16 protein-coding genes are annotated in these 20,288 nt (G+C 59.6%); 9 read left to right on the top strand and 7 right to left on the bottom strand.

Translation table 11 applies throughout. From position 1 onward, the window contains the following. Positions 1-31 precede the first annotated feature (31 nt). Together IEX40_RS21155 and clpB are read right to left on the bottom strand one after the other, a co-directional pair. Entirely contained in the window at positions 32-526 is a 495-nt protein-coding gene (locus tag IEX40_RS21155; protein WP_188752093.1) for a hypothetical protein, read from the bottom strand. 371 nt (positions 527-897) lie between these two features. Further along, positions 898-3,474: an ATP-dependent chaperone ClpB gene (gene clpB / locus IEX40_RS21150; RefSeq protein WP_188752091.1), complete on the bottom strand. Its 2,577-nt coding sequence runs from the start codon at positions 3,472-3,474 to the stop codon at positions 898-900. Between the two features lie 236 nt (positions 3,475-3,710). Between clpB and IEX40_RS21145 the strand changes: the two genes are divergently transcribed. The 3 genes from IEX40_RS21145 to dapA all read left to right on the top strand — a co-directional run bounded on the left by IEX40_RS21145 (position 3,711) and on the right by dapA (position 7,414). Beyond that, on the top strand, positions 3,711-4,148 hold the full coding sequence (locus IEX40_RS21145; protein WP_188752089.1) for a VOC family protein: 438 nt from the start codon (positions 3,711-3,713) through the stop codon (positions 4,146-4,148). 145 nt (positions 4,149-4,293) lie between these two features. Further along, positions 4,294-6,195 (top strand): PhoX family protein, encoded by a 1,902-nt coding sequence (locus IEX40_RS21140; protein ID WP_188752088.1) that lies wholly within the window; start codon positions 4,294-4,296, stop codon positions 6,193-6,195. Positions 6,196-6,544: 349 nt separating this feature from the next. After that, positions 6,545-7,414: a 4-hydroxy-tetrahydrodipicolinate synthase gene (dapA, locus tag IEX40_RS21135; protein WP_188752085.1), complete on the top strand. Its 870-nt coding sequence runs from the start codon at positions 6,545-6,547 to the stop codon at positions 7,412-7,414. A 51-nt stretch (positions 7,415-7,465) separates the two neighbouring features. Here dapA and tdh read toward each other — a convergent pair whose 3' ends face one another. After that, positions 7,466-8,491, bottom strand: a complete 1,026-nt coding sequence (gene tdh / locus IEX40_RS21130; protein WP_188752082.1) for an L-threonine 3-dehydrogenase — start codon at positions 8,489-8,491, stop codon at positions 7,466-7,468. Continuing rightward, a complete protein-coding gene (locus IEX40_RS21125; protein WP_188752081.1) occupies positions 8,491-9,684 on the bottom strand; it encodes a glycine C-acetyltransferase in 1,194 nt (397 codons plus the stop codon). Before IEX40_RS21125 ends, tdh begins: the two co-directional genes overlap by 1 nt. Positions 9,685-9,845: 161 nt before the next feature. Here IEX40_RS21125 and IEX40_RS22140 point away from each other — a divergent pair, with 161 nt between their 5' ends. From IEX40_RS22140 to IEX40_RS21095, 6 genes are all read left to right on the top strand, one after another. Then, complete coding sequence (locus IEX40_RS22140) at positions 9,846-10,223, top strand: metalloregulator ArsR/SmtB family transcription factor (protein WP_188752078.1); 378 nt, start codon at positions 9,846-9,848, stop codon at positions 10,221-10,223. 16 nt (positions 10,224-10,239) lie between these two features. After that, the gene (locus IEX40_RS21115; protein ID WP_188752076.1) at positions 10,240-11,232 is read left to right on the top strand and encodes a permease; all 993 of its coding nucleotides are present in this window, start codon (positions 10,240-10,242) and stop codon (positions 11,230-11,232) included. Between the two features lie 30 nt (positions 11,233-11,262). Further along, the gene (locus tag IEX40_RS21110) at positions 11,263-11,496 is read left to right on the top strand and encodes a thioredoxin family protein (protein ID WP_188752074.1); all 234 of its coding nucleotides are present in this window, start codon (positions 11,263-11,265) and stop codon (positions 11,494-11,496) included. Between the two features lie 36 nt (positions 11,497-11,532). Continuing rightward, positions 11,533-12,546: an ArsJ-associated glyceraldehyde-3-phosphate dehydrogenase gene (locus IEX40_RS21105; protein WP_188752072.1), complete on the top strand. Its 1,014-nt coding sequence runs from the start codon at positions 11,533-11,535 to the stop codon at positions 12,544-12,546. A gap of 157 nt (positions 12,547-12,703) precedes the next feature. After that, positions 12,704-13,921: an organoarsenical effux MFS transporter ArsJ gene (arsJ, locus tag IEX40_RS21100; RefSeq protein ID WP_188752069.1), complete on the top strand. Its 1,218-nt coding sequence runs from the start codon at positions 12,704-12,706 to the stop codon at positions 13,919-13,921. 131 nt (positions 13,922-14,052) lie between these two features. Beyond that, entirely contained in the window at positions 14,053-14,511 is a 459-nt protein-coding gene (locus IEX40_RS21095; RefSeq protein ID WP_188752067.1) for an ATPase, read from the top strand. A 41-nt stretch (positions 14,512-14,552) separates the two neighbouring features. Here the strand turns inward: IEX40_RS21095 and IEX40_RS21090 are convergent, their stop codons facing one another. The 3 genes from IEX40_RS21090 to imuA are packed head-to-tail and all read right to left on the bottom strand — an operon-like array spanning position 14,553 to position 19,714. After that, positions 14,553-17,672, bottom strand: a complete 3,120-nt coding sequence (locus IEX40_RS21090) for an error-prone DNA polymerase (protein WP_229680876.1) — start codon at positions 17,670-17,672, stop codon at positions 14,553-14,555. Between the two features lie 10 nt (positions 17,673-17,682). After that, positions 17,683-19,071, bottom strand: coding sequence for a Y-family DNA polymerase (locus tag IEX40_RS21085; protein WP_188752063.1), 1,389 nt, complete (start codon positions 19,069-19,071; stop codon positions 17,683-17,685). Position 19,072: 1 nt separating this feature from the next. After that, positions 19,073-19,714 carry a translesion DNA synthesis-associated protein ImuA gene (gene imuA / locus IEX40_RS21080; protein ID WP_229680875.1) on the bottom strand — a complete coding sequence of 214 codons (642 nt, stop codon included), beginning with the start codon at positions 19,712-19,714 and terminating at the stop codon, positions 19,073-19,075. Between the last annotated feature and the right edge of the window lie 574 nt (positions 19,715-20,288).

Raw genomic sequence — 20,288 nt, 5'->3', positions numbered from 1 at the left:
TCCTCAGACTCAGACTTCTATTCTCATAGAATCATCGGACACGCAACCTCCTTCTAACAGCCATAGGGCTTTTCTTGGATCTTAAGATATCTGGATAACGCCGCCCTAGCACCAGAAGGACAACATTTAGTATATTCAGAAAATTAATCCCATATCCCAAGATAGACCCACCATACAACCGTATAAAGGCTATTCCCACAAAAGAAAATATAAATTTTACTTTTTTATCAGTCTTAGTTTTATTCCCTATAAATTTCAACTCATGATGAGTATTAAGATAATAAATAGCAGTTGGAGGAATAACCGCATACTGAAAAGAATTAGATATAAATATAGGTGTTGTAATAATATTCAGCACGATAGAAAAAGTTATGGCCGGCTTTCTCAAAAAAACTAACAACAAACTAGAAATTAAAACCAAAAATACATATATGAGTGATTCAAAATCTTTTTCTAATAATCCAAACAAAGCCAGAAAAACAATACCAACTAACTGAATAATCCCTACAAATCTTATAAGCCGCATAAAATAGATCCTTCTATTTTAAAATTCTAATTAATAAAGTCTACCGTTAACTTTATCATTAACTTAAACAATGATAAACCACGCCTCATCTAAAGCAAAGGCCTAGAACTAATCAACGATGGCATGAGTAGTTCAAGAGAAGTGCGCATTGCGATTAGCGAAGAACAATCACAACTAATATTATCACTCCACCAAGAATATCGAAAATTAAATTTTACTGAAGTATCAGCTCTATGTGTTATTTTAATTTCATTTTCCAGTGAATCACTTTAGCCAAGTTTCGCCCCAGGGCGAAACACTGAACAAATAAAAAAGAGCCCACCGAAACACCGGCAGGCTCTTTTCTCATGCAGGCGGAAGTACCGAAACAGTTATCGGAACACAAACTCCCCTGCCTCAACATCCACCCCAATCTCATCACCCGGTGCGTAATCGCCCGAGAGAATCTTCTGCGCCAGCGGATTCTCGATCCACTGCTGGATCGCCCGCTTCAGCGGACGGGCGCCGTAGATCGGCTCGAAGCCCACGTCGACCAGCTTGTCCATGGCGGTGCTGGTCAGCGTCAGCGTCAGCTCGCGCTCGGCCAGGCGCTTGCGCAGGCGCTCGAGCTGGATGTTAGCGATACCGGCGACCTGCTCCTTACGCAGGCTGTGGAACACCACCACCTCGTCGATACGGTTGATCACCTCGGGGCGGAAGTGCATGCCCACCGCCTCCATCACCGCGCTCTTCATCAGGTTGTAGTCGTCGTCCTCGGTGTAGTTCTGGATCAGGTCGGAGCCCAGGTTCGAGGTCATGACGACGATGGTGTTGCGGAAGTCGACGGTACGGCCCTGGCCGTCGGTCAGGCGTCCATCTTCCAGCACCTGCAGCAGGATGTTGAACACATCCGGATGCGCCTTCTCCACCTCGTCGAGCAGCAGCACGGAGTAGGGTTTGCGGCGTACCGCCTCGGTCAGGTAGCCGCCCTCCTCGTAGCCGACATAGCCCGGAGGTGCGCCGATCAGGCGGGCCACGGAGTGTTTCTCCATGAACTCGGACATGTCGATGCGCACCATCGCCTCTTCGGTATCGAAAAGGAAGCCGGCCAGCGCCTTGCACAGCTCGGTCTTACCGACACCGGTGGGACCGAGGAACAGGAAGGAGCCGTGCGGACGGTTGGGGTCGGCAAGCCCTGCACGGGATCGGCGTACGGCGTTGGACACGGCGATCACCGCCTCGTCCTGGCCAACCACGCGCTGGTGCAGCGCTTCTTCCATGCGTAGCAGTTTCTCGCGCTCACCCTCGAGCATCTTAGCGACAGGGATGCCGGTCCAGCGGGAGACCACCTCGGCCACCTCCTCTTCGGTGACCTTGTTGCGCAGCAGCTTGGTTTCGGTCTGCTCCTGCTCGGCGCTGTCGGCGGCCTGCAGCTGTTTTTCCAGCTCCGGAATCTTGCCGTATTGCAGCTCGGACATCTTGGCCAGGTCGCCGGCGCGGCGCGCCTGCTCCATCTCGATACGGGCCTGGTCGAGCTGTTCCTTGATCTGGGCAGCGCCCTGCAGTGTGGCTTTCTCCGCTTTCCACACCTCTTCGAAGTCGGCGTACTCCTTCTCCAAGCTGGAGATATGCTCTTCGAGTTCGGACAGGCGTTTACGTGAGGCTTCGTCCTTCTCCTTTTTCAGCGCTTCGCGCTCCATCTTCAGCTGGATCAAGCGGCGGTCGAGGCGGTCCATCTCCTCCGGCTTGGAGTCGATCTCCATGCGGATACGGGAGGCGGCTTCGTCGATCAGGTCGATCGCCTTGTCCGGCAACTGGCGGTCGGTGATATAGCGCTGACTGAGCTTGGCGGCGGCGATGATCGCCGGGTCGGTGATATCGACACCGTGGTGCACCTCGTAGCGCTCCTTCAGGCCGCGCAGGATGGCGATGGTGTCCTCCTCGCTGGGCTCATCCACCAACACCTTCTGGAAGCGGCGCTCCAGCGCGGCGTCCTTCTCCACGTACTGGCGGTACTCGTCCAGCGTGGTGGCACCGACGCAGTGCAGCTCGCCACGCGCCAGAGCGGGCTTGAGCATGTTGCCGGCGTCCATGGCGCCCTCGGCCTTACCGGCGCCGACCATGGTGTGAAGCTCATCGATAAACAGGATGATCTGGCCTTCCTGTTTCGACAGCTCGTTCAGTACCGCCTTCAGCCGCTCCTCAAACTCGCCGCGGAACTTGGCGCCGGCGATCAATGCGCCCATATCCAGCGCCAGCACGCGCTTGTGCTTGAGCCCTTCCGGCACCTCGCCATTGACAATGCGCTGCGCCAGCCCTTCGACGATGGCGGTCTTGCCGACGCCGGGTTCACCGATCAGTACCGGGTTGTTCTTGGTGCGGCGTTGCAGCACCTGGATGGTGCGGCGGATCTCGTCGTCGCGGCCGATCACCGGGTCCAGCTTGCCGGACTCGGCGCGCTCGGTCATGTCGATGCAATACTTGTCCAACGCCTGGCGATTCTCTTCGGCATTGGGATCGGTCACCGCCTGGTCGCCGCGCACATTGTTGATAGCGCCCAGAAGCGACTCGCGGGTGACACCGCACTCCTTCAGCAGCTTGCTGGTATCGCCCTTGTCCTCGAGCATCGCCAACAGCACCAGTTCGCTGGCGACATACTCGTCGCCGCGCTGCTGCGCCAGCTTGTCGGTGAGGTTGAACAGCCGCGCCATGTTCTGCGACAGGCGGATCTCGCCGTCGGGATTGGAGACGACGGGCAGGCGGTCGAGCGCTTCGCCCACCTTACGGGTCAGTTGCATCGGTTCGGCACCGGCCTGCTTCAGCAGTGGGCGAATGGAGCCGCCGCGCTGCTCGAGAAACGCCGCCAGCAGGTGGATCGGCTCGATCATGTTGTGGTCTTTGCCGATCGCCAGCGACTGGGCATCGGCCAGGGCCTCCTGGAGTTTGGAGGTGAATTTGTCAGGACGCATAGGCTCTCCTTCTGAACTCTGCGGCGCCGGATTGGACTCCGGTTTACTGTTACCACAATAGATGAGGGTGTTTATTGCGCTGTTCAAGAGCAGAACGTATAAAAATTAGACAACGCTCATATATGAGGGGAATACCGCGGCCAATTCAACCGCGCATTTCCGCCCCAAGCTGAGTGAACACCAGGGGCAAAAGGCTCTACACTGATGGGCACAGCCAACCGCATCTGGAGAGTCCGATGAGCCAACCCAAGCAAACGATTCACCCCTTTCACCTGGCATTCCCGGTTCGCGATCTTGAGCAGGCCCGTCAGTTTTACGGTTCCGTTCTAGGCTGCAGCGAGGGGCGTTGCGCACCCAACAAATGGTGCGACTTCAACTTTTACGGCCATCAGATCGTCGCCCATGTGGCACCCGAGGAGTGCGGCTGCGATGCATTGAGCGATGTGGATAACCACAAGGTGCCGGCACGTCACTTCGGCATCGTATTGCCAATGGAGGAGTGGCAGGCACTGGCCGATCGGTTGAAATCCCAGGGTATGTCGTTCGTGATCGAGCCCTATATCCGCTTCGCCGGCGAGGTGGGCGAGCAGGCCACCATGTTCTTCCTCGACCCCTCGGACAACGCCATCGAGATCAAGGCCTTTAAAAATCTGGAAACGCTGTTCGCCAAATAGCGCCAGTCTGCTCCACTGCTAGCCCCAGCCCACTGCACCGGCCCCTCCGGCGCCTGGCTTTTCGGTTCTGGTTTCTTATTTCTGTCATCTACACCTGCTATCAAATGCGCATCACATTTTTCTTGAACGACAGGACAACAAAACCATGAGCCACAAACCCTACGACGACGAAGATCATATCGAGCTTGAACACAGCGACTTCGATCGCCTTGTACAGAAAGGCCTGAGCCGCCGCGGCTTCCTCCAGGGCAGCGCCGCTGCCATGGGCCTGTTCCTGGCCGCCACACCACTGGCCAAGGCGGTTGCCGCTGCGACTCAAAGCACACTGCTCGGCTTCAAACAGGTCCCGGCCAGCACCGCCGATACCTTCGTCGTACCGGAAGGTTATATCGCCGAGCCGCTGATCTCCTGGGGCGATCCAATTCTGCAGGGTGCTCCGGCGTTCGATGAGTCCGGCATGCAGGACTCGGCGGCTCAAGCCGGTCAGTTCGGTGACAATACCGATGGTATGAGCTTCTTCCCGCTGGCTGACGACCACGCGCTGATCGCCGTCAACAACGAGTACACCAACTACGAATACCTGTTCGCCCATCAGGGCAAGCAGACGCTGAGCGCGGACGAAGTGAAGAAATCCCAGGCGGCGCACGGCGTCTCCATCTTCGAGATCAAGCGCAACGCCAAGGGCCAGTGGCAGGTAGAGCCGGGTGCCAAGCGGAACCGCCGTATCACCGCCTACACGCCGATGGAGCTGACCGGCCCCGCCGCCGGCCACGAGCTGATGAAGACCGCTGCCGACAGCTCCGGCCGCAAGCCGCTGGGCACGTTCAACAACTGCGCCAACGGCCAGACCCCCTGGGGCACCTACCTGACCTGTGAAGAGAACTTCCACGGCTACTTCGGTGCCAGCGGCGCGCTCGACCTGCCGGCACGGGAGAAGCGTTATGGTCTTAAGGAGAAGAGCAGCTACCAGTGGTTCACCCAGGATGAGCGTTTCGATCTGTCCAAGCACCCAAACGAGCCGCACCGCTTCGGCTGGATCGTCGAGATCGACCCGATGGATCCCACCTCCACACCGAAGAAACGTACTGCGCTGGGTCGCTTCAAGCATGAAAATGCTGCCGTCACCGTCGATAACAACGGTCATGTAGTGGTCTATCTGGGTGACGACGAGCGCGGCGAGCACCTGTACAAGTTCGTCTCCAAGAATACCTACAACCCGGACAACCAGGCCGCCAACCGCGACCTGCTGGAACAGGGCACACTGTACGTGGCCCGCTTCAATGCCGAGGATGGTGCACTGAAGGGCCAGGGCGAGTGGCTGGAGCTGACCCACGGCAAGAACAGCCTGACCCAGGAGAACGGCTTTGCCGACCAGGCCGAGGTGATGATTTTCGCCCGTGAAGCCGCCACCCAGGTCGGCGCCACCACCATGGACCGTCCGGAGTGGGTTGCCGTCCACCCGAACGGCAAGAGCGTCTGCTGCACCCTGACCAACAACAAGAATCGCGGTGTCGAGGGCAAGAACCAGCCGGTGGGCGGCCCGAACCCGCGTGCGAAGAACAACTACGGTCAGATCGTACGCTGGTGGCCGCGCGGTGGCGATCACACCTCCACCGCCTTCGACTGGGATCTGTTCCTGATCGCCGGTAACCCGACCGTCGGCGAAGGCCTGTACAAGGGCAGCAGCAACATCAACGCCGACAACATGTTCAACAGCCCGGACGGCATCGGCTTCGACGCCGACGGCCGCCTGTGGATCCAGACCGACGGCAACTACTCCAACGAGGGCGAGTTTGCCGGCATGGGCAACAATCAGATGCTCTGCGCCGACCCGTCCACCGGCGAGATCCGCCGCTTCGCCACCGGCCCGATCGCCTGTGAGATCACCGGCCTGACCTTCGCGCTGGATCATCGCACCATGTTCGTCGGCGTACAGCATCCGGGGGAGGATCTGGCACCGTCGCACTTCCCGGCCGGCGGCAACAGTAAACCGCGCTCCACCATCATGGTGGTGCGTCGCCAGGATGGCGGCATCATCGGGGCGTAACAGGACGCTCCCGAACCCCGACGACAAGGGAATGTCAGCCCGGCCTTGGTAATAGGGCCGGGCTTTTTTATTGCGTCCTCATTGACCGACCCACGGGTGCTTGCTAGATTCGACCGATCGACAACTGACGATTCGTACGTTTACACCATGATCTTCGCTTTTTTTTCCAACAAACCGGTATCCAAGAAACGGGCATCAAAATGTCCGGGCCGGGTGCCGTATGGAAAAATCTGATCGAAGGTTAATGTCAGAATTCTCAAGAAACCCGGTCGCGGATAACGCCACCGGGTTTTTTAATGCCTGGAATAGTTTTCCCGACCTTCGATACCGCTAACGCAAGGACAACATAATGTTTGAAGGTTCATTAGTCGCCATGATCACTCCCTTCTCAGAGGGACGCATCGATTACGCCGGGGTGAAGCGCTGCATCGATCTGCATCTGGAGCATGGCACCGAGGGGCTGGTCATCGCCGGCACCACCGGTGAAGCACCGACGCTGAGCAAGGCGGAGTACCAACAGCTGCTCACAGAGGTTTGCCGATATGTGGCCGGCCGTATACCGGTTATCGCCGGGGCCAGCTCCTATAATCCGGTGGAGGCACTGGCACTGATCCGTATCGCCGAAACGACAGGAGTCGATGCGCTACTCTGCGCCGCCGGCTACTACAACCGGCCCAACCAGCAGGGCCTGTACGAACACTTCCGCTACCTGCACGACAACTCCAGCCTGCCGCTCCTGATCTACAACATTCCGCCACGCACCATCGTCGATATCCAGCCGGAGACAATGGCCCGTCTGGCTCAACTGGAACGGGTCATCGGGGTCAAGGATGCTTGCCGCGATCTGGCGCGGCCGATGCAGGAGCGGGTGTTGATCGGTGACGACTTCTGTTACCTGTCCGGTGACGACTGCACCGCGGTGGCCTATAACGCCATGGGCGGTCACGGTATCATCAGCGTCATCGCCAACCTGCTGCCCGCGCAAAGCCGACAACTGCAGGACGCCTGTCGCGCCAACGACTTCGCCACCGCGACCGCAATCCAGCATCGGCTGACACCGATGATCCAGGCGCTGGGGCTGGAGCCCAATCCGGCCGGCATCAAATATGCTTGTTCGCTGCTCGGGCTGTGCACGCCGGAGTGCCGACTGCCGATGGTGGAGCTGCAGGCGAGCAGCAAGGAGATAATCAGGCAGGCGCTGCAGCAGATCGGGGGCTGATAGCTCTCACTGGGGAGGTAGGGCACAACCTCTCCAGTGACCGCTGCATGGCTAATCCCACTCCAGAATCACCTTGCCCGCCTCGCCGGAACGCATCACATCGAAGCCCTGCTGGAACTGATCGATCGGGAAGCGGTGGGTGATGATCGGGGTCAGGTTCAATCCCGACTGCAGCACCGAGGCCATCTTGTACCAGGTTTCGAACATCTCGCGGCCGTAGATCCCCTTGATGATCAGCCCTTTGAAGATCACCTGGGTCCAGTCGATCGCCATATCGCCTGTTGGGATGCCAAGCATGGCGATCTTGCCGCCGTGGTTCATCGCCTTGAGCATCGCGCCAAAGGCAGGCTCGGCACCGGACATCTCCAGTCCGACATCGAATCCCTCGTTCATCTGCAGCTCGCGCATCTTGTCATCCAGCGACTGCTCGGTCACGTTGACGGTGTGGATCACGCCCATCCGCCGTCCCAGCGCCAGCCGGTAGGGGTTCACATCGGTCAGCACCACATGGCGGGCGCCGACATGGCGGGCGATAGCTGCCGCCATGATACCGATGGGGCCAGCGCCGGTGACCAGTACATCCTCCCCTACCAGGTCGAACGACAGTGCGGTGTGCAGGGCGTTTCCGTAGGGATCAAAGATCGCCGCCAGGTCGTCCGGAATATTGTCCGGGATCTTGAACGCGTTGATCGCCGGAATCACCAGGTACTCGGCAAAAGCGCCCGAGCGATTGACGCCGACACCGACGGTATTACGACAAAGGTGACGGCGTCCGGCGCGACAGTTACGGCAATGACCACAGGTGATATGACCTTCACCCGAGACCCGGTCGCCGAGTCTGAACCCTTCCACCTCGGAACCGATATCGACCACCTCGCCGACATATTCATGCCCCACGGTCATCCCGATCGGGATGGTCTGCTGCGCCCACTGGTCCCAGTTGTAGATATGCACGTCGGTACCGCAGATCGCGGTCTTGTGGATCTTGATCAGCAGGTCGTTGTGTCCCATCTTCGGTCGCTGCGTGGTGTGCAGCCAGATCCCCTCTTCAGGGTGCAGTTTTGCCAGTGCGCGCATCAGTTCCCTCCCAGTTCACGCCTGATCCGTGTAAAGGCTTCCACCGCCCGCTCCAGTTGCATCAGGTTATGGCCGGCCGACATCTGGGTACGGATCCGTGCCTGCCCCATCGGCACCACCGGGTAGGAGAAGCCAATCACATAAATATCCTCAGCCAGCAAACGCTCCGCCATCTCGCCGGCCAGGGCCGCGTCACCGATCATCACCGGTATGATCGGATGCTCGCCACCGGCAAGCGTAAAGCCGGCACTCTCCATCTCGTGGCGGAAGTAGCGGCTGTTCTCATGCAGCCGTTCGCGCAGCGCCAGGCCATGCTCCTCCACCAGCTCCAGCGATTTCAGCGTCGCCTGCACGATCGGCGGCGCCAGCGAATTGGAGAACAGGTAGGGGCGCGAACGCTGGCGCAGCCAGTCGACAATCTCGCGGCGTGCCGCGGTATAACCGCCGGAGGCACCGCCGAGCGCCTTGCCGAAGGTGCCGGTCAGGATATCCACCCGATCCATGACGCCATGATATTCCGGGGTACCGCGGCCATGTTCGCCGACGATGCCGACGGCGTGGGAGTCGTCTACCATCACCAGCGCATCATAGCGCTCGGCCAGATCGCAGATCGCAGGCAGATTGGCGATCACTCCGTCCATGGAGAACACACCGTCGGTGGCGATCAACCGCATCCGGCAATCCTGGGTATCCTTAAGCTGCTGCTCCAGCTCGTTCATGTCGTTGTTGGCGTAACGGCAGCGACGAACCTTGCTCAACCGCACACCGTCGATGATGCTGGCATGGTTCAGTGCATCGCTGATCACCGCGTCCTCGGTTCCGAGCAGGGTCTCGAACAGACCGCCGTTGGCATCGAAACAGGAGGAGTACAGGATGCTGTCCTGCAAACCGAGAAACTGCGCCAGCCGTGCCTCCAACTGCTTGTGGATATCCTGAGTGCCGCAGATAAAGCGCACCGAGGCCATGCCGAAGCCGTGTGAGTCCAGGCCCTGTTTCGCCGCCTCGATCAGCTCCGGGTGATCGGCCAGCCCGAGGTAGTTGTTGGCGCAGAAGTTGATGACCGTATGTCCGCCATTGAGGTCGATATCCACCGCCTGCGGCGAGGTGATCTGCCGTTCATGTTTGTAAAGCCCCTCCTGTTTAAGCTCTTCGCTCTGTGCTTTCAAGGTTTCAAGAAACTGTTCACGCTTCATGCTGCACTCCACTCGCTCTGCGCTGTGCCTTTAAAGATAGTGCCTGACTCACAGGACGCGAATTTGTCCGATCGCTGCGCCAGATCAGCTTCCCGGCTTTTATATATGGTTTTTCATATATATAATTTTCCATATATAAGGATCCCTTGAGACAGTACGCCATGAGTTCTGATTGCTTCACACCAATCCAGTTCTTTAAAAGCCTTGCCGACGAGCTGCGCCTGAAAAGTCTGCTGCTGATCGAGGCCAGAGGCGAGCTCTGCGTGTGCGAGTTGATGCAGGCGTTGGATGAGAGCCAGCCGAAAGTCTCGCGTCACCTGGCCCAACTGCGCCGCTCGGGCCTATTGCTGGATCGCCGCCAGGGGCAGTGGGTGTTCTATCGACTGCACCCGGAAGCACCGCGGTGGATGGTCGACGTGCTGCGCCGGACGCGGGAACACAATCCGCAGTTGCTTACACAACCCGAATCGCGACTGCGAGCGATGACAGACCGTCCCTCTGACAGCGGTCGACTATGTCAGTCAGGAGCCGCGGGTTAGGACAGGGAGGTAAGGTATGTTCGAGCTCTTTACCCGGCTGGCCGACTGGCTGGTCTACGATCTGCTAAGCCTGTCGCCTGAGACCAAGCTGGGCGATGCGCTGCACTTTTTCGTCGAGGATGTCAGCAAGATCTATGTATTGCTGGTGGTGATGATCTACCTGATTGCATTGGCGCGCGCATCGCTCAATGTGGAACGGGTGCGCGACTATCTCGCCGGGCGCCGTCGTGGCATCGGCTATCTGCTCGGCTCCGGCTTCGGCGCCATCACACCGTTCTGTTCATGCTCCAGCATCCCGGTGTTTCTCGGTTTCACCTCGGCCGGTATCCCGGTGGGTATCACCATGGCCTTTCTGCTCACCTCACCGCTGATCAACGAGGTGGCGGTGCTGTTGCTGATGAGCCTGCTGGGGTGGAAATTCACCCTGCTCTATGTGGCCGTTGGCATGCTGGTGGGCATACTCGGAGGCCTGCTTCTGGACCGAATACATGCCGAGCGCTGGTTGCAGTCGTTCGCTCGCAAGGCGCTGGAACGGGGACAACAGGTGGGCACCATCGGCCGGGTCAGCCAACCTGCAACGCTGAGCCTGACTGAGCGGCACCGATTCGCCAAAGGGGAAACCGGCGAGATCTTCGGCCGGGTCTGGAAATGGGTCATTATCGGCGTCGGCCTCGGCGCCGCACTGCACGGTTTTGTTCCCGACGGCTGGATACAGACTCACCTGGGCGATGGTCAGTGGTGGTCGGTACCGGCGGCGGTGGGTCTTGGCATCCCGCTTTACTCCAACGCCACCGGCGTCATTCCAGTGATGGAGAGTCTGATCGTCAACGGCCTGCCGGTCGGTACTACACTGGCATTCTGCATGAGTACAGTAGCCGCCAGTTTTCCCGAGTTCATTTTGCTCAAGCAAGTGATGCAGTGGCGCCTGCTGGCAACGCTGTTCGTGCTTCTGTTGACCGCCTTTACGCTGGTGGGCTGGATATTCAATCTGCTGACGCCGTTTATCTAAGCGCCGGCTTGATCGCTCAAGGAGCTAACGATGAAACAGATTAAGGTATTGGGCAGCGGGTGCAGTAAGTGCATCAAGACTGCCGAAATCATCGCCAAGGTTGCCGCGGATAGCGGTGTCGAAGTGGCTGTCATCAAGGAGACCGATCCGGAGGCGATCATGAACTACGGCGTGATGAGCACACCGGCCGTGGTGATCGATGAACAACTGGTGCACGCCGGCAGCATCCCGACGCAGGATGCGATACGGGGCTGGCTGGCATAACTCATTTAACAGGACAGGATTGAGAGAGTTTTTCCGATGCAGAAGATCAAAGTCGGTATCAATGGTTTCGGCCGCATGGGACGGCTGGCACTGCGCGCCGCCTGGGCTTGGGACGAGATCGAGTTTGTGCAGATCAACGACCCGGCCGGCGATGCCGCCACACTGGCCCACCTGCTTAACTTCGACTCAGTGCACGGGCGCTGGAACCATGAAGCGAGTGCCGAGGCCGAGACGATCCTGATCGATGGCCAGCGTATTCTCACCAGCCGCAACAAGACGATCGGCGAAACCGACTGGTCCGACTGCGATCTGGTCATCGAGGCCTCCGGCAAGATGAACCAGAAGGCACTGCTGCAAGCCTATCTGGAGCAGGGGGTAAAGCGTGTCGTGGTTACCGCACCGGTCAAGGAGGAGGGTGTACTGAACCTGGTCATGGGCGTCAACGACCAGCTTTACGATCCCGCCGAGCATCGCATCGTCACTGCCGCATCCTGCACCACCAACTGTCTGGCACCGGTGGTCAAGGTGATCCATGAGCAGTTGGGCATCAAGCACGGCTCGATGACCACGATCCACGATATCACCAACACCCAGACCATCCTCGATGCCCCGCACAAGGATCTCAGACGCGCCCGCGCCTGTGGCCAGAGTCTGATCCCGACCACCACCGGCTCCGCCACGGCGATCACCCATATCTTCCCTGAGCTGAAGGGCAAACTGAACGGCCACGCCATCCGCGTACCGCTGGCCAACGCGTCGCTGACCGACTGTGTGTTCGAGGTCGCACGTGAAACCACGGCCGACGAGGTCAATGCCCTGCTCAAGGCGGCAGCAGGGGGCGAGCTGAAGGGGATTCTCGGCTACGAGGAGCGTCCGCTGGTCTCAGTCGATTACAAGACCGACCCACGCTCGAGCATCATCGACGCACTGTCGACCATGGTGGTCGACGGCACCCAAGTGAAGCTCTACGCCTGGTACGACAACGAATGGGGCTACGCCAACCGCACCGCGGAACTGGCGTTGAAGGTGGGACGCCTGGACCGGGAATGAAAGCCGACACCCAAGGCTTCAAAGGCCCGGGGGCATCGTGTTGACGACCATACGGCGCCATGGACGGCACCGTCCGAGCGAACAGGGATGTATTCGGCATGATGTCCTCCGGCCGATACCAGCACAACAGGAACCGAGGTTAGACGCGAGTGCGCCTATGCTAAGCCAACTCTCCGCCGAGATTCGCCAGTACCTGGTCGTTACCGGCAACTACTGGGCCTTTACCCTGACCGACGGCGCCCTTCGCATGCTGGTGGTGCTGCACTTCCACAGCCTGGGTTACTCGCCACTGCAGATCGCGCTGCTGTTCCTGTTCTACGAGATCTTCGGCGTGATCACCAACCTGGTCGGCGGCTGGCTCGGCGCCCATCTGGGCTTGAATCGCACCATGAATATCGGCCTGGGCTTGCAGGTTGTAGCACTGGCGATGCTGCTGGTGCCGGCCGCGATGCTGACCGTACCTTGGGTGATGTCGGCACAGGCTCTGTCGGGCATCGCCAAGGACCTGAACAAGATGAGTGCCAAAAGCTCGATCAAGCTGCTGCTGCCCAGCGAGGCACAGGGTGCTCTCTACAGATGGGTGGCGCTGCTGACCGGGTCGAAGAATGCGCTCAAGGGCGCGGGGTTCTTTCTTGGCGGTGCGCTGCTGATGGGTCTGGGTTTTGCCGGTGCGGTCGCGGCCATGGCAGCGGCCCTGACACTGGTCTGGCTGGGAAGTCTGGTGCTGCTGAAACGGGATCTGGGCCGGGCTAAATCCAAGCCCAGGTTCCGCGATATTTTCTCCAAGAGTCGTGCGATCAACATACTATCCGCGGCGCGTCTGTGCCTGTTCGGTGCCCGCGATGTCTGGTTCGTCGTCGCTCTGCCGGTGTTCCTGTCCCAGAGCCTGGGTTGGGATCACTGGCAGACCGGTGGTTTTCTTGCCCTGTGGGTCATCGGCTACGGCATGGTACAGGCCCTGGCGCCGCGCATCACCGGCAGGGCCAGTGGTCAGCTACCGGATGGCCGGTCGGCGCTGACCTGGGCTGCGCTCCTGGCCTCGACCCCGGCACTGATCGCGTTGGGACTCAGCGCCGAAATTGCACCCACACCACTGGTGATCGGCGGTCTGTTGCTGTTTGGTGTGCTGTTCGCGATCAACTCTTCACTGCACAGCTATCTTATCGTCAGCCTGGCGCGGGCCGACGGGGTCTCGCTGGATGTGGGGTTCTACTACATGGCCAACGCCCTGGGACGGCTGCTCGGCACGCTACTGTCGGGCTGGGTGTTCCAGGCCGCGGGTGTAGGCGCTAGCGGGCTTGCCGCCTGCCTGTGGATATCCACCGCGCTACTGCTGCTGACGGCATTGATCTCGGCCTGGTTGCCGCGGGATTAAGCTCGTCATCGCTGGTAATCCTGTGCTGCTGGAATATGCTTTAAGCAGAGCGCCCCGAAAGCGCGTGAAGCCTCGACGAGAGACTGTTCGGTAAACCTCTATCAATGGCGAATCAAGCCCAGGAGCGTCACATGCAGATCGACACTTTCCGCGACATCATCCACTGGACGCAAGCCTATCATCACCAGCTTGCCGAAAGTCTGAAGCACAGCAGCGATGCGAACCAGAATGAGAAAGCCAGGCTGCTATTGGACTACCTGTCGGAGCACGAAGCCAAACTGGCCAAGGCGGTCAGTGCCTTCGAGCACAGCGATAATGTGAAGGCGCTCAACACCTGGGTCATGGAGTATCTGGACAAAACCCCAATCTTGCCGGATGCCGAGATCAAGGCGCCCTACGCCGATCTATCCTCCGATGAGATCATCCGCCGAATCGAAACGGAGCACAGCAATATCATCGAACTTTACAAGTTCCTTGCCGGCCGCGCCGTTGCGACCCCGGCCGTCGACCTGCTTGAGGAGCTGGCCGCGCTCGAGAAGCACGAAGCGATGCGGGTGTCCAGCGCCTCCAACATGCTCGGCGACCTCTGAACCGCCATAGCCAAGGCAAAGGCAACTTAGCGAAAATCAGCCTAGTGAAAATCCCGGGAGCGATTGTTCAACCCTCCCCAGAGCGGGGTGATATCGGTCAGCCGACCGGCAATCACGTGGATCAGCTCCCCCTCCCGCTCCAGAATGCCGTCCACCTGCAGTATCCGGCTGCCCAGTAGCGCTTTGCGCTGGGCGCGGGCGGTGGCCTGCCAGACCACCAGATTGATCTGGCCAGACTCATCCTCCAGGGTAACGAAGGTGATCCCCGTCGCCGTGCCCGGGCGCTGACGATTGGTGACCAGGCCGGCAACACGCACCGGGCGTCCGCTCTCGATCCGGTGCAGCTGATCGGCGGGCACGCAGCGCGGCAGCTTGTCCTGCTCACGCAGCAGAGCCAAAGGGTGGCGCCCAAGCGTCAGCCCCAGGTGGCGGTAGTCGGCCTGCAGCTCGCTATGCTCATCCGGTCTCGGCATGATCGCCCCAGTCTCCGGGAGTTCGCTGTTGTCGCGCTCCGGTGCCCCGGTGTCCAGTTCCAGCACCGCCTGGTCATCGAGCAGCGCCCAGCGCGCCTGATGCCGATGCCCGGCGATCACCTGCAGGGCGTTGGCTGCGGCCAGGGCATCGTAATCCCGCCGACTGAGTCGAACCTTGGCGCGAAGATCCGCAACGTTGCGAAACCCCTGAGGCGGGCGCGCTTGGACCAGCTGTTCCGTCGCGGCCTGGGATAACCCCTTCACCATCCTCAGCCCCAGGCGCAGCACGCCCTGCTGTCCGTTTCGTTCGCGACCAGCATCGTATTCAAGGGTGCAATCATAAGCACTGGCATTGATGCACACCGGTCGCACCTGCACCCCATGCCGTCGCGCATCCTGAACCAGCTGCGAAGGGGAGTAAAACCCCATCGGCTGGCTATTGAGCAGTGCACAGCAAAAGATCGCCGGTTCATGGCACTTGATCCAGGCGGATAGATACACCAGCAACGCGAAGCTAGCGGCATGGGACTCGGGAAAGCCGTACTCGCCGAACCCTTCGATCTGGCGACAGATACGTTCGGCGTATTCGACACTGTAGCCCCGGGCCAGCATCCCCTCGCGCAGCTTCTGCTGATAGACCGCGATATGTCCACTCCGGCGCCAGGCCGCCATCGCCCGGCGTAACTGATCCGCCTCGCCGCCGCTGAACCCGGCCGCGACCATCGCCAGCCGGATCACCTGCTCCTGAAAGATCGGTACGCCGAGCGTCGGCTCGAGTACCTCCCGCACCGCTTCGCTCGGGTAGTCGATCGCCTCCCTGCCCTGGCGACGCAACAGATAGGGGTGCACCATATCGCCCTGAATCGGACCGGGGCGGACGATCGCCACCTGCACCACCAGGTCGTAATAGCCTTGCGGTCGCAGGCGCGGCAGCATATTCATCTGCGCCCGTGACTCAACCTGAAATACCCCCATCGAGTCCGCGTCGCTGAGCATGTCGTACACCGCCGGCTCCTCCCGCGGGATATCCTGCAACTGCCAGTCACGGCCATCCCGCTCACCGAGCAGATGCAGGGCTCGGCGCAACGCACTGAGCATCCCCAGCGCCAGTACATCGATCTTCAACAGCCCCAACGCCTCAAGATCATCCTTGTTCCACTGGATCAGGGTGCGACCCGCCATCGCCGCATTCTCGATCGGCACCAGTTCGTGCAAAGGCCCCGCCGAGATCACGAAGCCGCCCACATGCTGCGACAGATGACGCGGGAAATGCAGGATCTGCGGCACCAGGGTCAACAGATGCCGGAACATGGGCGCCGGACGGTTACCGCCGATGGTGCGAAGCTGCTCCAGCCAGGGTTGCTGGGTATCCCGTCGATCGAGCTGGCTGACCAACCAGCCCAGGTACGCCTCATCGAACCCCAGCGCCCGGCCCACATCGCGAATGGCGCTGCGACTGCGATAGCTGATCACCGCCGCGGCCAACCCTGCCCGCTCACGTCCGTAGCGGCGATAGATATACTGGATCACCTCTTCGCGCCGCTGATGTTCGAAATCCACATCGATATCCGGCGGCTCGTTACGCTCCCTGGAGAGAAACCGTTCGAACAGCAGATTGACCCGGCGCGGATCCACCTCAGTGATGCCCAGGCAGTAGCAGACCACCGAGTTGGCGGCGGAGCCCCGGCCCTGACAGAGGATCTGGTTGTCGCGTGCGAAACGCACGATATCTTCGATGGTCAGGAAGTAGGGTTCGTAGTTGAGTTCGGCGATCACCTGCAGCTCACGTTCGATCTGTCCCCGCACCCTGTCCGGCACTCCCTCCGGGAAGCGTCGCTGGACGCCTGTCTCGACCAGCGCGCGCAGATGCGCATGAGGCGTCAGCCCCCTGGGAACCAGTTCATCGGGATATTCATAGCGCAGCTCATCGAGCGAGAAGTCGCAGCGGGAAGCAATCTTCAGTGTCTGCTCGCGCAGCGCCTGTGGATAAAGCTTTGCCAGCTTGGCCAGCGGTCTCAGGTGGCGTTCGGCATTGGCCGCCAGCCGCCAGCCCGCCTGGGTGATCGTCGTATGCAGACGTATCGCGGTCAGCACATCCTGCAGAGGCTGGCGGGATGCATCGTGCATATGTACATTGCCGGCACAAACCAAGGGGGTAGCACACTGCTCAGCCATACAGAGTAGACGCCGGTAGCGCCAGAGATCATCGGAATCGAGCAACCGTTCCAGCAGCAACCAGCTGCGTCCGGGATAATAGCGTTGCAGCCAAGCCAGATCGGATAGCAACTGGTTATCGTCGGCGCTCGGCTGGAACAGCAGCAGACACTGCTCCAGCCCCTGCTCGAAATCCTCCAACGTGAGTAAGTAGTTACCTTTCTCGGCGCGCCGTCGACCTCGGGTAATCAGGCTGCAAAGCTGGGCATAGCCCTGGCGATTCGTTGCCAGTACAACCAGTACACGTCCCGCAATGCGAAACTCGCTGCCGACCAACAGCTTGAGCCCCTGCTCTTTCGCCTCCTGATGCGCACGCACGCTGCCGGCCAGTGAACACTCATCGGTCAGGGCCAGCGCCGAGTAACCCAAGGACGCCGCCTGCGCCACCAGTTCCTCCGGATGGGAGGCACCACGCAGAAAGGAGAAGTTAGACAGTGCATGCAGCTCGGCATAGCCGCCCTGATAACCAGACACGACGCCACCTTCAACCAAACCAGCCGTGGATAAACCAACGTCCGTCAGGGTCGCGATACAACCAGCCACAGCGCCCATCCGGCCAGCGCGCCACGAAGTAATCCCGCACAACGGCCTGATCCCACCAGCCACTGCTGATCCTTTCCGGTCCACTAAGCAGCTCAAGCCGGCGCCGCTGCACAGCCGGCAGGTATTGGGGCCGGTGCAATAGCCAGCCTGGCCGTTTCATCGCAACCGGGGGTGGCTCACGGCTGCAGAGAAGGCTATTCAAGACGGACTCCGGGCGATGGTCGGCATGGTATTGCAGAGGCCGTACCGCATCCGCACCCAGGCGGCTACACAAGCGGCTGATCAGTTCATCCACAGAGCTCTGAGAACGGCCAGGTGCAAAGAGATTGCCATTGCTCTTCTCATCTAACTCACTCTCCTCCGCACTCAGCTGCAGTGCCAGCACCGGTCCACGGAGCTGCTCACGTTCAAGTCGCAAGCGACACAGATCCAGCCAACGCGAGGCGGATGCACTGCCACCGGCATGACCAACCCGCAACACCTGTATCGAGCCATCCCGCAGCTTCAGCTGCAGGCAGAGCTGCGACACTTTCTGCTGCCTTTGCACCAGATAGCCCTCCAAGGCCGCAAGCAGACGACGCAGCGGAAACAGCACCCCCTGGCTGTGACCAACCTCCACCCCCAGCTCACAACGCTGCGCAAATTGCTCCGGTGGGATAAAGGCCTCGGGGGGGGGCATAGCGGGATCGACGATAGCATCCAAGTCTCGCAGCATCGCCTGCCCGAAACGCTGGGCCAGCTCACTCCGTGGCAGTTTGCGCAGGTCATCCAAGGTCCGCATACCGATTCCCTGGAGCTGTTCCACCTGCGCCGGTGACAGCTGTAGCTGATCCACTCTCAACGCATGCAGACGCTGCCACCAGATAGTGGTGTCGGCGTCGAGATACTCCTCTACAGCCGCAATCAGCTGCGCCCCACGTGGGGTTTCACCTATCGCCAGCCTGGCTGAGTAGCCGCTATGCTCAAGCGCCCGAAGGAGATGGCCCGTCAACGCGTCGAGACCACCGAAATAGTGCAGCATGCTGGCGATCTCCAGCAACAAGGCCTGGGGGGGGCAAAGGCTGATACGGGCACTGAAGGCTCCAGCCCAGAGTGCCAACTGCTCGAGGCTCGTTCGCGCACGCTTATCCGATGTTTCAAGCAGGGCGAGATCCGGACTCAACGCCAGCGCCGTTGCCAGCGCCTGACCCTCCTTGATGCCCTGCGCCTCCGCACGGGTATTAACTGCCCGAATCCGCTGCCGCTTATCGAGCAAGACCTGAGGTATCTCTGGCGGTAAACCGTGCAGTTCCAGGGCCAAATACGGGAAATACAGGCAAAGCCAACGCATCTCAGATCACCTCGGGAAGCTCTAAGACAAAAGGCGGCAAAGGCCAACCACTGCGGCGTTTGAGCAGCGTGAGTTCTGTTCCTGTTTCACTGCTGTTCAACAGCACTCGATACGCCGCAGGCGAGGAGGATTCGCTCATCTCTGCCGCACGCATTACCCAGCCCAGCACACCTCCCGCTTGTGCGGCCAGTTGTAGACGTCGAAGTGCCGAGGACGGCACTTCAGAGTCAAGCCAACTTAACACCATTGGAACGGCTCCACTTTTCAACGCCTGCTCTATCGCCCACAAACGCTCCTTATTGGAGTGCGTACTCACAATACGTTGTGACGACAGGCTTATACCGGCCTGAAGCAGGGCCAGGGAATAGGGTTGATGAGGAGGATCGATCCATAGTATTGCCCGCCCCTCGGACGAAAAGCGTTTTAAAAGCGGCCACAGCAAACGCAGCTCACCCCGCCCCTCACCTGAATAGAGCAATTCGATCAGCTGGCCTTTTAGCCAGCCGCCCCCGGATAAAAGCTCATCCAACGCCGTATAACCGCTGGGCTCGACCTCCTCGGTTGGAGCAACGTCCGTGTGCGATCCACGCCATAACTGCCCTCGCTCCAACAGACTGACAAGTGCCACGGCTGCCTCACGCATACACTGTTTATATATACAGTATTTTGAGACAAAACAGCCAGTTTCACAAGGCGTAGAGACGGCACTCACAATCACTGTGAAATGACCACAAGCTTATCTGTGCAAGCAAAAAAGATTTGAAGATCTGAAACAGAATGAGTTGCGCTGCCTGACTGAACCCCCAACGTTCAATCGATGCTGAGTCTGGAGAGGCGGGAGAGGCGGGAGAGGCGGAAATAAGTTGGGGCCCGTACACATCCGTGATCCGGGCCCCTGGAGTGTTGCAGCATCCGTGCCGCGCCCACGCCTTCCCTGACGTGGGGTGAGGGTAAAGCATCCCGCTTTTTCAATACGCTTCCCTGCGTCCCTCGAAGCGCATAGTCCCCTAATTCCCTTCCGGTTTATATAGGAATTTTTCCTATTTTTCCGTCGCCGATACAAGACGAGTCAAATAGTTTTTCAACGACTGAGGGTTCTGTGCGCAAACCTGAATGCAAAAAACCCCGACACCTTTCGGTACCGGGGTTCTTCACTCCCTCTCGGGATCATTAGGTGCCTGGCGATGAATGACGCGTTTCACGACTGAGTTCGGCAT

Source organism: Marinobacterium zhoushanense, assembly GCF_014641945.1.
In the GTDB taxonomy this organism is placed as follows: Bacteria; Pseudomonadota; Gammaproteobacteria; order Pseudomonadales; family Balneatricaceae; genus Marinobacterium_D; species Marinobacterium_D zhoushanense.
This window is presented reverse-complemented; position numbering and strand designations above follow the sequence as displayed.

What these genes read in the sequence shown, in the direction of transcription:
- IEX40_RS21155 (WP_188752093.1), bottom strand. Translation starts at nt 526, where the DNA reads ATGCGGCTTATAAGATTTGTAGGGATTATTCAGTTAGTTGGTATTGTT.
- clpB (WP_188752091.1), bottom strand. Translation starts at nt 3,474, where the DNA reads ATGCGTCCTGACAAATTCACCTCCAAACTCCAGGAGGCCCTGGCCGAT.
- IEX40_RS21145 (WP_188752089.1), top strand. Translation starts at nt 3,711, where the DNA reads ATGAGCCAACCCAAGCAAACGATTCACCCCTTTCACCTGGCATTCCCG.
- IEX40_RS21140 (WP_188752088.1), top strand. Translation starts at nt 4,294, where the DNA reads ATGAGCCACAAACCCTACGACGACGAAGATCATATCGAGCTTGAACAC.
- dapA (WP_188752085.1), top strand. Translation starts at nt 6,545, where the DNA reads ATGTTTGAAGGTTCATTAGTCGCCATGATCACTCCCTTCTCAGAGGGA.
- tdh (WP_188752082.1), bottom strand. Translation starts at nt 8,491, where the DNA reads ATGCGCGCACTGGCAAAACTGCACCCTGAAGAGGGGATCTGGCTGCAC.
- IEX40_RS21125 (WP_188752081.1), bottom strand. Translation starts at nt 9,684, where the DNA reads ATGAAGCGTGAACAGTTTCTTGAAACCTTGAAAGCACAGAGCGAAGAG.
- IEX40_RS22140 (WP_188752078.1), top strand. Translation starts at nt 9,846, where the DNA reads ATGAGTTCTGATTGCTTCACACCAATCCAGTTCTTTAAAAGCCTTGCC.
- IEX40_RS21115 (WP_188752076.1), top strand. Translation starts at nt 10,240, where the DNA reads ATGTTCGAGCTCTTTACCCGGCTGGCCGACTGGCTGGTCTACGATCTG.
- IEX40_RS21110 (WP_188752074.1), top strand. Translation starts at nt 11,263, where the DNA reads ATGAAACAGATTAAGGTATTGGGCAGCGGGTGCAGTAAGTGCATCAAG.
- IEX40_RS21105 (WP_188752072.1), top strand. Translation starts at nt 11,533, where the DNA reads ATGCAGAAGATCAAAGTCGGTATCAATGGTTTCGGCCGCATGGGACGG.
- arsJ (WP_188752069.1), top strand. Translation starts at nt 12,704, where the DNA reads ATGCTAAGCCAACTCTCCGCCGAGATTCGCCAGTACCTGGTCGTTACC.
- IEX40_RS21095 (WP_188752067.1), top strand. Translation starts at nt 14,053, where the DNA reads ATGCAGATCGACACTTTCCGCGACATCATCCACTGGACGCAAGCCTAT.
- IEX40_RS21085 (WP_188752063.1), bottom strand. Translation starts at nt 19,071, where the DNA reads ATGCGTTGGCTTTGCCTGTATTTCCCGTATTTGGCCCTGGAACTGCAC.
- imuA (WP_229680875.1), bottom strand. Translation starts at nt 19,714, where the DNA reads ATGCGTGAGGCAGCCGTGGCACTTGTCAGTCTGTTGGAGCGAGGGCAG.